The following is a 13818-nucleotide window of genomic DNA, read 5'->3' on the forward strand; positions in this document are numbered from 1 at the left end:
CCCGCGACACGTCCGCCCCCGCGCCCCGCGGCCTCACCGCGGACGAAGTCACCCCCGTCGAGGGCGACTTCACCAAGCCGGACACCTGGCGCGACCACCTCGACGGCACCGACGCGGTCGTCCACCTGCTGCTGGACATGAACGACCCCGTCGGCGGCGACCAGCGCCTGTTCGCCGAGCTGCTCGCCGCCCAGGAGCGGGATGGCCGCCGCCGCCACCTCGTCTTCACCACCGGCATCTCCTCCTACGGCCGCACCGGCCTGCCCCTCATGGACGAGAACACCCCCGGAAGCCCCGAGAGCCCCATCGGGTTCCGCTTCACGCTGGAGAAGGAACTCGCCGCCTCCGGCCTCGCCCACACCGTGGTCCGCCCCGGGTTCATGTACGGAGGCCCCGCGAGCACCTCCATGACCGGCCAGTGGTTCGCCGCCGCCGAGGCGGGCAGCCCCGTCTTCTACGGCGACACCGCCAAGCGCTGGAGCTGGGTCCACGTCGACGACCTCGCCGACGCCTACGTCCGCATCCTCGACAACCCCGCCGCCGTCGACGGGGAGACCTTCGTCATCGCCGACGACCAGCGGCTGGCTGCCCTGGACATGCAGCGCACCGCCGTACGAGCCACCGGCCACACCGGCGAGATCGCCCTGGAGAGCGCCGAGGCAGGCGGCATGATGCAGATGGCCGCCGACCAGGACGAGTTGGTCACCAGCGCCAAGGCCCACCGCCTCCTGGGCTGGACCCCCCGCCACACCTCCTTCACCGACGACCCCACCCGCCACTACCGCGCCTGGAAGGCCGCCCGGCCCACCGCATGACACGCCGCCGGGTGCGGGCAACGCGGACGAGGACGCCCGGCCACGGAGCTGCCGGTCACCTCGACGAACGCCAAGCGCCCCGCACACCCAGTCGGTGTGCGGGGCACCTGCGCAACCCAGGGGAACGCCTACGCGGGGACGGAAGCCACGCCCCGTCCCAGGAACGGCTTGCCGTTCACGCGCTCGGAGACACCCTCACGGTCCAGGTACGGCGTGATGCCGCCCAGGTGGAAGGGCCAGCCGGCGCCCGTGATCAGGCAGAGGTCGATGTCCTGCGCCTCGGCGACGACACCCTCGTCGAGCATCAGCCCGATCTCCTGCGCCACCGCGTCGAGCACCCGCGCCCGCACCTGCTCCTCGGTCAGCACGACATCGCCCTGCTTCAGCAGCGCCGCGACCTCCGGGTCCAGCTCCGGCTTCCCGGAGTCGTACACGTAGAAGCCGCGCTTGCCCGCCTTGACGACGGCCGCGAGGTTCGAGGAGACCGTGAAGCGCTCCGGGAAGGCCCGGTTCAGCGTCTCGGAGACGTGCAGACCGATCGCCGGACCGACCAGCTCAAGCAGCACGAGCGGCGACATCGGCAGACCCAGCGGCTCCACCGCCTTCTCCGCGACCTCGACGGACGTGCCCTCGTCGATGACGTTCTGGATCTCGCCCATGAAGCGCGTGAGGATGCGGTTCACGACGAACGCCGGGGCGTCCTTCACCAGAACCGCGGTCTTCTTCAGCTTCTTGGCGACGGCGAAGGCCGTGGCCAGCGAGGCGTCGTCCGTCGCCTCGCCCCGCACGATCTCCAGGAGCGGCAGGATCGCGACCGGGTTGAAGAAGTGGAAGCCCACGACCCGCTCGGGGTTCTTCAGCTTCGACGCCATCTCCGTCACGGAGAGGGACGAGGTGTTGGTGGCGAGGATCGCGTGCGCCGGGGCGACCGCCTCGACCTCCGCGAACACCTGCTGCTTGACGCCGATCTCCTCGAAGACGGCCTCGATGATGAAGTCGGCGTCGGAGAAGCCCTCGGCCTTGTCCAGCACACCGGTGACCAGGGCCTTCAGGCGGTTGGCCTTGTCCTGGTTGATACGGGACTTCAGCAGCAGCTTGTCGATCTCGGCGTGGACGTAGCCCACACCCTTGTCGACGCGCTCCTGGTCGATGTCGGTCAGCACGACCGGCACCTCCAGGCGCCGCAGGAAGAGCAGGGCGAGCTGCGAGGCCATCAGACCGGCGCCCACGACACCGACCTTGGTGACAGGGCGGGCCAGGTTCTTGTCCGGGGCACCCGCGGGACGCTTGCCACGCTTCTGCACCAGGTTGAACGCGTAGATGCCGGCGCGCAGTTCGCCACCCATGATCAGGTCGGCGAGGGCCACGTCCTCGGCGTCGTAACCCTGCTGCAGGTCACCGTTCTTCGCCGCGGCGATGATGTCCAGCGCGCGGTACGCGGCCGGGGCCGCCCCGTGCACCTTGCTGTCCGCGACGAAGCGGCCCTTGGCGACGGCCTGGTCCCAGGCCTCGCCACGGTCGATCGCCGGACGCTCGACCTCGACGTCGCCCTTCAGCACCTGAGCGGTCCAGATCAGCGACTGCTCCAGGAAGTCCGCACCCTCGAAGAGGGCGTCGGCGATCCCGAGGTCGAAGACCTGCTGGCCCTTGAGCTGCTTGTTCTGGTTGAGCGAGTTCTCGATGATCACGCTCACGGCGCGCTCGGCGCCGATGAGGTTCGGGAGCAGCGTGCAGCCGCCCCAGCCCGGGACCAGGCCCAGGAACACCTCGGGCAGCGAGAAGGCCGGCAGGGCCTTCGAGACGGTCCGGTAGGTGCAGTGCAGACCGACCTCGACGCCGCCGCCCATGGCCGCGCCGTTGTAGTACGCGAAGGTCGGCACCGAGAGGGCCGCGAGACGCTTGAAGACCTCGTGGCCGCCCTTGCCGATGGCCAGCGCGTCCTTGTGGTCCTTGAGGAGCTCGACGCCCTTGAGGTCCGCGCCGACCGCGAAGATGAACGGCTTGCCGGTGACGCCGACGCCGATGATCTCGCCGGCCGCGGCCTCCTTCTCGACCTGGTCGATCGCGGCGTCGAGGTTCGCCAGCGAGGCCGGGCCGAAGGTGGTCGGCCTGGTGTGGTCGAGGCCGTTGTCAAGCGTGATGAGCGCGAAGCGCCCGGCGCCGAAGGGGAGGTCGAGGTGGCGTACGTGCGCCGACGTCACGACCTCGTCGGGGAACAGCTCGGCCGCGCCCTTCAGGAGTTCAGTGGTGCTCACTTGTCGCCTCCGGCGTCCTTGTGGTGCGGGTTCTCCCAGATCACCGTGGCGCCCATGCCGAAGCCGACGCACATGGTGGTGAGGCCGTAACGGACCTCCGGCTGCTCCCCGAACTGGCGGGCCAGCTGCGTCATCAGCCGGACGCCGGAGGAGGCCAGCGGGTGGCCGTACGCGATGGCGCCGCCGTACTGGTTGACGCGCGCGTCGTCGTCGGCGATGCCGTAGTGGTCGAGGAACGCGAGGACCTGGATGGCGAAGGCCTCGTTGATCTCGAAGAGGTTGATGTCCTCGATGGAGAGACCGGCCTTCGCCAGCGCCTTCTCCGTGGCCGGGATCGGGCCGTAGCCCATCACCTCGGGCTCGACGCCCACGAAGGCGTACGAGACCAGGCGCATCTTGACCGGCAGGTCGTGCTCACGGGCGAAGTCCTCGGACGCGATGATCGACGCGGTGGCGCCGTCGTTCAGACCGGCCGCGTTACCGGCGGTGACCCGCCCGTGCACACGGAACGGCGTCTTCAGACCGGCCAGGTTCTCCAGGGTGGTCCCGGGGCGCATCGGCTCGTCGGCGGTGACCAGGCCCCAGCCCGTCTCACCGGCCTCGGCGTTGGTACGGCGTACGGAGATCGGGACCAGGTCGGCCTGGATCTTGCCGTCCGCGTAGGCCTTGGCCGCCTTCTCCTGCGAGCGCACGGCGTACTCGTCGGTGCGCTGCTTGGTGATGTGCGGGTAGCGGTCGTGCAGGTTCTCGGCGGTCATGCCCATGAACAGGGCCGACTCGTCGACGAGCTTCTCGCTGACGAACCGCGGGTTCGGGTCCACGCCCTCGCCCATGGGGTGGCGGCCCATGTGCTCGACACCACCGGCGATGACGGCGTCGTACGCGCCGAACGCGATGGAACCGGCGGTCGAGGTGACCGCGGTCAGCGCACCGGCACACATGCGGTCGATCGAGTAACCGGGCACGGACTGCGGCAGCCCGGCCAGGATTCCGGCCGTGCGGCCCAGCGTCAGGCCCTGGTCGCCGATCTGCGTGGTCGCGGCGATGGCGACCTCGTCGATCTTCTTCGGGTCGAGACCGGGGTTGCGGCGCAGCAGCTCCCGGATCGCCTTCACGACGAGGTCGTCGGCACGGGTCTCGTGGTAGATGCCCTTCGGGCCCGCCTTGCCGAACGGGGTGCGGACGCCGTCGACGAAGACGACGTCCCTGACGGTACGAGGCACGATGGCTCTCCTCCAGATGCGGGATTGCACTACTGCGCGACACACACGCCCTGAGCGCGCGCTCACCTCCCATGCTACTTGCGGGTAACCAGCCTGCACAGTCCCACAGCGGGGAGCGGCGAAGGTCACATGGCTCTCGGTGCGCCCGCACCCCCATTCACTCCTTGGCCTTGGCGGCCAGAGCCACCACCAACACTGGCGTAACCTGCTCCACCTGCCAGGGCCGAGCCCCGTACCCGGCGAGCGCGGCCGCAACCGACTCCGCGTCCGCGGAAGCAGGCGGCTCCCAGCAAACCCGCCGAACCGTGTCAGGGGTGATCAGGTTCTCCTGAGGCATGTTCAATGTCTCGGCAAGCGCGGAGACAGCGGCCCGCGCCGCGGACAGCCGGGCCGCGGCCGCCGGGTCCTTCTCCGCCCAGGCCCGCGGCGGCGGAGGCCCGGTCACCGGCTGCCCCGGCTGCGGCAGCTCGGCATCCGGCAGCTCCTTCGCACGGTCGACGGCGGCCTGCCACTGCTCCAGCTGACGCCGCCCCATCCGATGCCCGAATCCGTTCAGCGCGGCGAGCGCGTGCACGTTGGCCGGAAGTGAGAGGGCGGCTTCCACGATGGCCGCGTCCCCGAGCACCTTGCCGGGCGAGATGTCCCGGCGCTGCGCGACCCGGTCCCGGGTCTCCCACAGCTCCCGTACGACCGCCATCTGCCGGCGGCGGCGCACCTTGTGCATGCCGGACGTACGGCGCCACGGGTCCTTGCGGGGCTCAGGCGGGGGCGCCGAGGCGATCGCGTCGAACTCCTGGCGGGCCCACTCCAGCTTGCCCTGCCGGTCGAGCTCCTTCTCCAGCGCGTCCCTCAGATCGACGAGCAGCTCCACGTCGAGCGCGGCGTAGCGCAGCCACGGCTCGGGCAGCGGACGCGTCGACCAGTCGACCGCGGAGTGTCCCTTCTCCAGTACGAAGCCCAGGACGCCCTCGACCATCGCGCCGAGGCCGACCCGCGGGAACCCGGCGAGCCGTCCGGCCAGCTCGGTGTCGAACAGGAGGCTGGGGACCATGCCTATCTCGCGCAGACACGGCAGATCCTGGGTGGCCGCGTGCAGCACCCACTCCACACCGGAGAGCGCCTCGCCGAGGCCCGACAGGTCGGGGCAGGCGACGGGATCGATCAGTGCGCTGCCCGCGCCCTCGCGGCGCAGCTGCACCAGATACGCGCGCTGGCCGTAGCGATAGCCGGACGCCCGCTCGGCGTCCACGGCCACGGGGCCGCTGCCGGCCTCGAACGCGGCGATCACCTCGGCGAGCGAGGCCTCGTCGGCGATGACGGGCGGAATTCCGTCGCGGGGCTCCAGCAAGGGGATCGGCGCCGGTTCGACGTCGTCCGGAGGAGCGCCTCCGGTGGTTCGCAGTGAACTGTCTGCTGCGGTCTCTTGGGCGTCGGTCACCTGTCAAGGGTATCCGTGTATGGACGACGCCCGTCGACGGAACGTTCCGTCGACGGGCGTCTGAGGGTCGTAAACCAGTCAGGTCAGTGAATCCTGAATCATCAGGGAATCCGGAATCAGTGGATGATCCCCGTCCGCAGCGCCACCGCGACCATTCCGGCGCGGTCGCCCGTGCCGAGCTTGCGGGCGATACGGGCGAGGTGGCTCTTCACGGTCAGCGCGGACAGGCCCATCGAGACGCCGATGGCCTTGTTCGACTGGCCCTCCGCCACCAGCCGGAGCACCTCGACCTCACGGCCGGACAGCTCGCGGTAACCGCCCGGGTGGCTCGGGGAGCCCGGGGGACGGCGGTGCATACGGGCGGCGGCCGAGCCGATCGGGGCGGCGCCCGGCCGGGTGGGAAGCCCGAGGTTCGTACGGGTGCCGGTGACCACATAGCCCTTGACGCCGCCCGCGAGGGCGTTGCGTACGGCGCCGATGTCGTCGGCGGCGGACAGGGCCAGGCCGTTCGGCCAGCCGGCGGCCCGGGTTTCGGACAGGAGGGTGAGGCCGGAGCCGTCGGGGAGATGGACGTCTGCGACACAGATGTCGCGAGGGTTGCCGATGCGGGGACGAGCCTCCGCGACGGACGAGGCCTCGATCACGTCGCGAACACCGAGCGCCCACAGGTGGCGGGTGACGGTGGAGCGCACACGGGGATCGGCCACGACCACCATCGCGGTCGGCTTGTTCGGGCGGTAGGCGACCAGGCTTGCGGGCTGCTCGAGGAGAACGGACACCAGGCCTCCTGGGGTGCGGGACGGGGGACCGGCTGTGGGGATGAAGCCGGGACGAACCGTGCTTTCAAGGTCACAGAGGTCTTCGGCACCAAACCCGTCCGCCTTTAGAGAATGATCACGATTTGGTGAGTAACAATGCGTGCAATTCGGACGGGCGATCGATCATCCGAAGATCGAAACGAGTTCGCTCCGCTTCGTTACGCGGCTGAAAGTGGTCGTATCGACAAAAGGTCAGAAGCGTTCGCGCACCGGCCCGGGGCCTCCGGAGACGGCCCGAGCCCTCAAAACCCCAAGAACCCGAGCCCCAAACCCCAAGAAAAAGTGCCGTGTTCGCGCGATGTGATCCGGACAGTGGTCCCACGCACGGGTGTCTCTCCCTGCGCGAAGGCTCTGTTCCCCTTAATCTTCCCCGCATGGCTGCGGCTCAGGGACGACTGTCGGACGGCGCTGGCGGAATGGACGACCCGAAGGAGGGGGAGCGGGATGCGATGGAGGCGGCTCCGCTGCCTTTCCGGGCCGCTGTCGACGCGTTGAGGGCCGCGCGGCTGCGGCCGCAGATCGAGATCGACCCGACGAAACCGCCGCAGCGGCTCGCCCCCTTCACCTACGCGCTGGAGGCCACGGTCGTCGACGGCGACGAGGATCTGGCGGACGGCCGGCTCGTCCTGCTCCACGATCCGGCCGGACACGACGCCTGGCAGGGCTCGTTCCGCCTCGTGACCCTGGTCCGCGCTGAGCTGGAGGCCGAGATGGCCACCGACCCGCTGCTCCCCGAGGTCTGCTGGTCCTGGCTGACCGGCGCGCTCCAGGCCCGCGGCCTCTCCTACGGCGAACCCAGCGGCACGGTCACCCGGGCCGGCTCCCATTACTTCGGCGGGCTCGCGGACCGGCCGGCCAACTCCCAGATCGAGATCCGCGCCTCCTGGACGCCCCGCGAAGGCCTCGGCGGTGTGCCCGACACAGCCTCCCATCTGGCGTCCTGGTGCGACCTCCTGGCCCAGATCGCCGGCCTCCCCCCGGCCGCCCCGGGCGACGCCTCCATCGTCAGCCTCCCGCAGCGCCGGGGCCCCCAGTCCCGCTGACCCGGACCGCCGCGTCCCTCTCCCCCTCCCACGCGCGGGTCCCGGGCGCGGCCGTACCCGGGACCGGGGGCCGCGCCGACCGTGGGAGACTTTTCGGCGTGAGCGCCATTGACCGCCCCAAGGGCCAGCAGCCGACAGCGACGTACGACTCCACCTTCCTCAAGGCGTGCCGACGCGAGCCCGTGCCGCACACGCCCGTGTGGTTCATGCGGCAGGCGGGGCGGTCACTGCCCGAGTACCTGAAGGTGCGCGAGGGCATCCCCATGCTGGAGTCCTGCACGCGGCCCGAGCTGGTCACCGAGATCACGCTCCAGCCGGTACGGCGGCACAACGTGGACGCGGCGATCTACTTCAGCGACATCGTCGTACCCCTGAAGGCCATCGGTATCGACCTCGACATCAAGCCCGGTGTGGGTCCGGTCGTCGAGAAGCCGATCCGCTCCCGCGCCGACCTCGCCCAGCTGCGCGACCTGACGCCCGACGACGTCTCGTACGTCACCGAGGCGATCGGAATGCTCACGAGCGAACTCGGCCCGAAGCCTCTCATCGGCTTCGCCGGTGCGCCCTTCACGCTCGCCAGCTACCTCGTGGAGGGCGGGCCGTCCCGCAACCACGAGCACACCAAGGCGCTCATGTACGGCGACCCGCAGCTCTGGGCCGACCTGCTCGACCGGCTCGCGGACATCACGGCCGCGTTCCTCCAGGTGCAGATCGAGGCGGGGGCCAGCGCCGTCCAGCTCTTCGACTCCTGGGTCGGCGCGCTCGCGCCCGCCGACTACCGGCGCTCGGTGATGCCCGCCTCCACCAAGGTGTTCAAGGCCGTCGAGGAGTACGGCGTCCCGCGCATCCACTTCGGTGTCGGTACGGGTGAGCTGCTCGGGCTGATGGGCGAGGCCGGTGCGGATGTCGTCGGCGTCGACTGGCGGGTGCCGCTCGACGAGGCCGCCCGGCGCGTCGGCCCCGGCAAGGCGCTCCAGGGCAACCTCGACCCCTCGGTCCTCTTCGCCCCGACCGAGGCCGTCGAGGAGAAGACCCGGGAGGTTCTGGATGCCGCTGCCGGTCTGGAGGGGCACATCTTCAATCTCGGGCACGGGGTCCTGCCGTCGATGGACCCGGACGCGTTGACTCGCCTTGTCGAGTACGTCCACATGCGCACGGAGCGCTGACGCTCCGCTGGTAGCTGGTGATTTGTCTGCGGCTCGGTGGGGGCTTGTCGCGCCCACGCGGCGGAGCCGCACATCGATACAGCCCCGCGCCCCTATGGGGCGCGGGGGTGTGCTCGTCTTCCCCACAGCAGGCCTCGGGGCTCGGGTGGGGGTGTCGTTCCGGGGCGCAGGGGCCAGGCGAGGAGCATGCCTGCCAGGAAGCCGACCACATGGGCCACGTATGCCACGGTGCCTGCCTCCGAGACGCCGGTGCCGGACGAGTACACCGCCTGGAGGACGAACCAGGAGCCCAGCACGATCCACGCGGGCAGGCGCAGTGGCAGGAAGATCAGGAACGGGACGAGGACCCAGACCCTGGCCTTCGGGTAGAGCACCAGGTACGCGCCCAGGACGCCGGCGATCGCACCCGAAGCGCCGATCAGCGGGTCGGCGGAGTCGGCGTTGACGAGGGCGAAGCCGTACGCCGCCGCGTAGCCGCAGACCACGTAGAACAGCACGTAACGGATGTGGCCGAGGCGGTCCTCGATGTTGTTGCCGAAGATCATCAGGAACAGCATGTTGCCGAGCAGATGCAGCCAACTGCTGTGCAGGAACATCGCCGTGAGGACCGACACCGGGGGCGACTTGTCGTAGCCGGGCGGGCCGACGAGACAGCCCGCGCCCTGCGGGCCCACGCCCACGTCACCGGTGGGGACGGTCGTCGGCGTCTGGCCGTGGATCAGCTCCCGGGGCACCGCCGCCCAGTGGTCCAGGAACGCCTGGAGGTGGCACAGCTGGGCCGGGCCGCTCTCGCCGGTGATCGAGCTCGCCACACCCGGAGTGGCCAGGAACACCACGAAGTTGGCGGCGATCAGCGCGTACGTCACATACGGCGTGCGACGGACCGGGTTCACGTCATGGACGGGGATGACCACGGGGAAATTCTGCCCGGGTTCGGGGGACTCTGAACGGGACCGCGGGCGTGTGCGTATGTCTCGGCAACCGTCGTGATCCAAGCAACACGTGAGGAACAGGTCAATGAACGACCGAGTCACTCAGCCCCTGATCGCCACGCCGGACGGAGAGGCGGAGCTTGCCCTCGTGGTCAGGCTGTCGTGGGAGGACGTGGCCGCGCTCGGCCAGGAAGCCGGTCGGTTGTCCGCCAGTATGCAGCGGCCCGTGACGTTGGACGAGGCGGTGAGCCACCGGCTGCGGAGCCGACAGGCGGGGTCGCACGCGCGGCCTCAGCAGGCGCCGCCGATGCCGCCGTCGGCGGTGTCCGCGCCTGCGGTGTCGACGGTCTCGTCGTTGCCGCGGTCGCCCGGTGAGCAGGCTCGGCAGGCCATAGAGAAGATCAACGGGAACGGGTCGGCCCAGGGGGCCTGAGGTGGGTTGTCGGCTGCGGGTTCGCTGTGGCTGGGTGCGCAGTTCCCCGCGCCCCTGGGGATGAGGGCTGAGGTGTCGTCTCGAACACCGGCCCGGTGAGGGCTGAGCGCGCAGTTCCCCGCGCCCCTTACGGGGCGCTCCCTGCTCGTACCGCGATCACCGCCTTGCGGGCCGCTACCAGGATGGGGTCCCAGACCGGGGAGAACGGTGGGGCGTAGCCGAGGTCCAGGGCTGTCATCTGTTCGACCGTCATGCAGGCGGTGAGGGCGACCGCGGCGATGTCCACGCGTTTGGCGGCGCCTTCCCGGCCGACGATCTGGACGCCGAGGAGGCGGCCGGTGCGGCGTTCGGCGAGCATCTTGACCTTCATGGGGTCGGCGCCCGGGTAGTAGCCCGCGCGGCTCGTCGACTCGATGGTGACCGTCTCGAACCGGAGGCCCGCCCGGCGGGCGTCCTTCTCGCGCAGGCCGGTGCGGGCGATCTCCAGATCACAGACCTTGCTGACCGCCGTGCCGACGACGCCGGGGAACGTGGCGTAGCCGCCGCCGACGTTCGCGCCGATCACCTGGCCGTGCTTGTTGGCGTGGGTGCCCAGGGCGATGTGGCGTTCGCGGCCCGAGACCAGGTCGAGGACCTCGACGCAGTCGCCGCCCGCCCAGATGTTCTCGTGCCCGCGCACCCGCATCGCCAGATCGGTCAGCAGCCCCTTGTGGTCGCCGAGCGGCAGTCCCGCGGCCTCGGCGAGCGCGGTCTCGGGACGCACGCCGATGCCGAGGACCACCACGTCCGCCGGGTACTCGGCGTCCTCAGTGGCCACCGCGCGGACCCGGCCGTCCTCACCGGTGAGGATCTTGGTGACCTCGGCGTCGTTCACCATCGTGATGCCCAGGCCCTCCATGGCCTCGTGCACGAGACGGCCCATGTCCGGGTCGAGCGTCGACATGGGCTCCTGGCCGCGGTTGACGACTGTCACCTCGTACCCGCGGTTGATCAGCGCCTCGGCCATCTCCACGCCGATGTAGCCCGCGCCGATCACGACCGCGCGGCGGCCCGCCGTACGGGCCAGCGTGTCGAGGAGGGCCTGCCCGTCGTCCAGGGTCTGCACGCCGTGCACCCCGGGCGCGTCGATGCCCGGGAGCGACGGCCGCATAGGATGCGCGCCCGTCGCGAGCACGAGCTTGTCGTACGACGTCCACGCCTCGGCCCCGGACTCCAAGTCCCGGGAGCGTACGCGCCCGCCCACGACGTCGAGTTCCGTGACCTCCGTACGCATCCGCAGGTCGATCCCGCGCGCCCGGTGCTCCTCCGGGGAGCGAGCGATCAACTGGTCCCGCTCCTCGACGTCACCGCCCACCCAGTAGGGGATGCCGCACGCCGAGTAGGAGCTGAAGTGGCCCCGCTCGAACGCCACGATCTCCAGTTCGTCGGGGCCCTTCAGACGGCGTGCCTGGGACGCGGCGGACATGCCCGCCGCGTCCCCTCCGACGACCACCAGGCGCTCTTGGGAACGGCTCGCACGGCTCATGCTCATACGAACACGCTACGGGCGTCCCGCATTTCGGTCCTGCTCAGGATCGCGCCGATTCGCCCGGGTCCGCTCAGTCCTTGTCGTCGCCCTCTGCCCGGACCGGCGGGGCGACCGGCAGCGAACCCGTGCCCGCGCCGCCCGGCGCCGCCGCGACCGGCCGGGCCGGCGTCCGGCCACGCAGGAAACGCACCCACAGGAACAGCAGCAGCACCGCGCCCACCAGGAAGGGCAGGACCGCCCCGAGAGCCAGCGCGATCCAGCGGAACATGGTGACGAACGCGTCCCAGCCGCCCCCGAGAGCGTCCGCGAACCCCGGGTCGTCGTCCTTGGCGACCTTCTTCACCGGCGTCTCGGACAGCGACAGCGTGATCGTCGCCAGGCTCGTACGGTCCTTCAGGGACGTCTGCTGGGCCAGCAGCGACTCCAGGTCGGCCTGACGGGTGCTCAACTCGCCCTCAAGGGTGACCACATCGCTCAGCTTGGTCGCCTGGTCCATCAGCTCGCGGATCCGCACCACGCTGGCGCGCTGCGACTTGATACGGCTCTCCACGTCGACGACCTGCTCGGTGACGTCCTCGGCCTTCGCCCTGCGGTCGATGAGCTTGCCCGAGCCCTCCAGCTCCGTGAGGACCTCCTTGTACTTGTCCGAGGGCACCCGCAGGACGACACGGGAGCGCTCGCGGCCCTCGGAGTCGCGGTCCGTGGTCTCGTTGCCGACCATGCCGCCCGCGTTCTCGACCACCGTGCGGGCCTCGTCGAGGGACTTCGGCACATCCTTGACCTGCACGGTCAGGGACGCGGTGTGGATGATGTGGGCGGTCAGTTTCGGTGGCGCGGCGGCCTGTTCCTGCTTGGCGCTGCCCGCATCGCTGTCGGCCGCGCCCGCTCCCGCCTCGTTCGCGCCCGGGGCGCCGCCCTTGGCATCCGAGCTGGAGCTCCCGCCGTCGGCCGCGCCCGTGCACCCCGTCAGGGCGAGGGCCGCGGCGAGGCACAGCGCCGAGAGGATCTGGACAGGTCGTGCGGATCGGTGCCTGGTCGTGCCACTGCCACGCGTCTGCATATCGGCTTACCCCCGAGGGTGTCGTGATGACTGACGCTCCTACGACGCAGAGCCCTTGTGAGACGTTGGCCGAATCCGGTCCCGAAGAGGTCACGGTCCGGACTCGTCATGGACACCCTCACCGGCACCTTCACAGGCACCGGGGCCCACGGGACTGTCGGTGGGGTCTGGGACAGTGGAGACATGCACGCAGACACACGCACGGGCACGGGTCATGTCGTCGTCATCGGGGGCGGTATCGCCGGTCTGGCCGCCGCCCGCCGGCTGCTGGACGGCGGGGCGCGCGTGACCGTGCTGGAGGCCTCGGACCGGCTCGGCGGCAAGCTGCTGCCCGGGGAGATCGCCGGCGTCCGGGTCGACCTCGGTGCCGAGTCGATGCTCGCCCGGCGGCCCGAGGCGGTGGCCCTCGCCCGCGAGGTGGGCCTCGCCGACCGGCTCCGGCCGCCCGCGACGGCGAGCGCCTCGATCTGGACGCGCGGGGCACTGCGGCCCATGCCCAAGGGGCACGTCATGGGCGTCCCCGGAGACGCGGCGGCCCTCTCCGGAGTCCTCTCGGAGGAGGGCCTGCGCCGGATCGAGCGCGACCGCGACCTGCCGCGCACGGAGGTCGGGGACGACGTGGCGGTGGGGGAGTTCGTCGCCGCGCGCCTCGGCCGCGAGGTCGTCGACCGCCTCATCGAGCCCCTCCTCGGCGGTGTCTACGCGGGCGACGCGTACCGCATCTCGATGCGCTCGGCCGTCCCCCAGCTCTTCGAGGCGGCCCGCACCCACACGTCGTTGACGGAGGCCGTCCGCGAGATCCAGGCCAGGGCGGCAAAGAACCAGCAGACAGGGCCGGTCTTCACCGGTATCGAGGGCGGCATCGGCGGGCTCCCGCTCGCCGTCGCGGAGTCGGTGCGCGCGCGGGGCGGCGAGATCGTCACGGGGGCACCGGTGACGGAGCTGCGGCGGGTCGGGGGCGGGGGGCCCGGGGCGGGCGGCGGCGGGCGCTGGCGTGTCGTCGCCGGTGGTGACGGGTACCCCGCCACTGCCGGCGCAGATCACCAACGTGCCGTTGCTCAGCAGTTCGTGGATGGTGTCGGCCTCCACGACCCGCTCGGGCACCGG

At 70.9% G+C, this 13818-nt stretch carries 12 protein-coding genes; 5 read left to right on the top strand and 7 right to left on the bottom strand.

Translation table 11 applies throughout. The annotated features are described in order from the left end of the window. A partial coding sequence (locus O3Q52_RS33950) for an NAD(P)-dependent oxidoreductase (protein WP_269652491.1) occupies positions 1-815 on the top strand: 815 nt, incomplete at its 5' end. 128 nt (positions 816-943) lie between these two features. On the opposite strand, the gene O3Q52_RS33955 is transcribed toward O3Q52_RS33950, so the two are convergent. The 4 genes from O3Q52_RS33955 to O3Q52_RS33970 all read right to left on the bottom strand — a co-directional run bounded on the left by O3Q52_RS33955 (position 944) and on the right by O3Q52_RS33970 (position 6510). Continuing rightward, positions 944-3070 carry a 3-hydroxyacyl-CoA dehydrogenase NAD-binding domain-containing protein gene (locus O3Q52_RS33955; protein ID WP_269652492.1) on the bottom strand — a complete coding sequence of 709 codons (2127 nt, stop codon included), beginning with the start codon at positions 3068-3070 and terminating at the stop codon, positions 944-946. After that, positions 3067-4293 (bottom strand): acetyl-CoA C-acyltransferase, encoded by a 1227-nt coding sequence (locus tag O3Q52_RS33960; protein ID WP_269652493.1) that lies wholly within the window; start codon positions 4291-4293, stop codon positions 3067-3069. The genes O3Q52_RS33955 and O3Q52_RS33960 overlap by 4 nt, the downstream gene beginning before the upstream one ends. Before the next feature lie 157 nt (positions 4294-4450). Beyond that, the gene (locus O3Q52_RS33965; RefSeq protein ID WP_269652494.1) at positions 4451-5731 is read right to left on the bottom strand and encodes a ribonuclease D; all 1281 of its coding nucleotides are present in this window, start codon (positions 5729-5731) and stop codon (positions 4451-4453) included. Positions 5732-5847: 116 nt separating this feature from the next. Beyond that, a complete protein-coding gene (locus O3Q52_RS33970) occupies positions 5848-6510 on the bottom strand; it encodes a response regulator transcription factor (protein WP_055616736.1) in 663 nt (220 codons plus the stop codon). Positions 6511-6965: 455 nt separating this feature from the next. Between O3Q52_RS33970 and O3Q52_RS33975 the strand changes: the two genes are divergently transcribed. Then, positions 6966-7592 carry a DUF3000 domain-containing protein gene (locus tag O3Q52_RS33975; protein WP_055616735.1) on the top strand — a complete coding sequence of 209 codons (627 nt, stop codon included), beginning with the start codon at positions 6966-6968 and terminating at the stop codon, positions 7590-7592. Positions 7593-7690: 98 nt separating this feature from the next. Beyond that, positions 7691-8758 carry a uroporphyrinogen decarboxylase gene (gene hemE / locus O3Q52_RS33980; RefSeq protein ID WP_269652495.1) on the top strand — a complete coding sequence of 356 codons (1068 nt, stop codon included), beginning with the start codon at positions 7691-7693 and terminating at the stop codon, positions 8756-8758. A gap of 92 nt (positions 8759-8850) precedes the next feature. Here the strand turns inward: hemE and O3Q52_RS33985 are convergent, their stop codons facing one another. After that, a complete protein-coding gene (locus tag O3Q52_RS33985) occupies positions 8851-9672 on the bottom strand; it encodes a rhomboid family intramembrane serine protease (RefSeq protein ID WP_269652496.1) in 822 nt (273 codons plus the stop codon). A 103-nt stretch (positions 9673-9775) separates the two neighbouring features. On the opposite strand from O3Q52_RS33985, the gene O3Q52_RS33990 reads away from it, so the two are divergent. Next, positions 9776-10123 carry a hypothetical protein gene (locus tag O3Q52_RS33990; protein ID WP_055616732.1) on the top strand — a complete coding sequence of 116 codons (348 nt, stop codon included), beginning with the start codon at positions 9776-9778 and terminating at the stop codon, positions 10121-10123. 127 nt (positions 10124-10250) lie between these two features. On the opposite strand, the gene O3Q52_RS33995 is transcribed toward O3Q52_RS33990, so the two are convergent. After that, positions 10251-11654, bottom strand: coding sequence for an FAD-dependent oxidoreductase (locus O3Q52_RS33995; RefSeq protein ID WP_269652497.1), 1404 nt, complete (start codon positions 11652-11654; stop codon positions 10251-10253). Positions 11655-11721: 67 nt separating this feature from the next. Continuing rightward, complete coding sequence (locus tag O3Q52_RS34000; protein ID WP_269652498.1) at positions 11722-12711, bottom strand: DUF4349 domain-containing protein; 990 nt, start codon at positions 12709-12711, stop codon at positions 11722-11724. Positions 12712-12894: 183 nt separating this feature from the next. Here O3Q52_RS34000 and hemG point away from each other — a divergent pair. Next, positions 12895-13818: protoporphyrinogen oxidase (hemG, locus tag O3Q52_RS34005; RefSeq protein WP_269652499.1), on the top strand; the 924-nt coding region annotated here is incomplete at its 3' end.

Origin of the sequence: Streptomyces sp. ActVer, from assembly GCF_027270795.1 — a bacterium.
Lineage (GTDB): Bacteria > Actinomycetota > Actinomycetes > Streptomycetales > Streptomycetaceae > Streptomyces > Streptomyces umbrinus_A.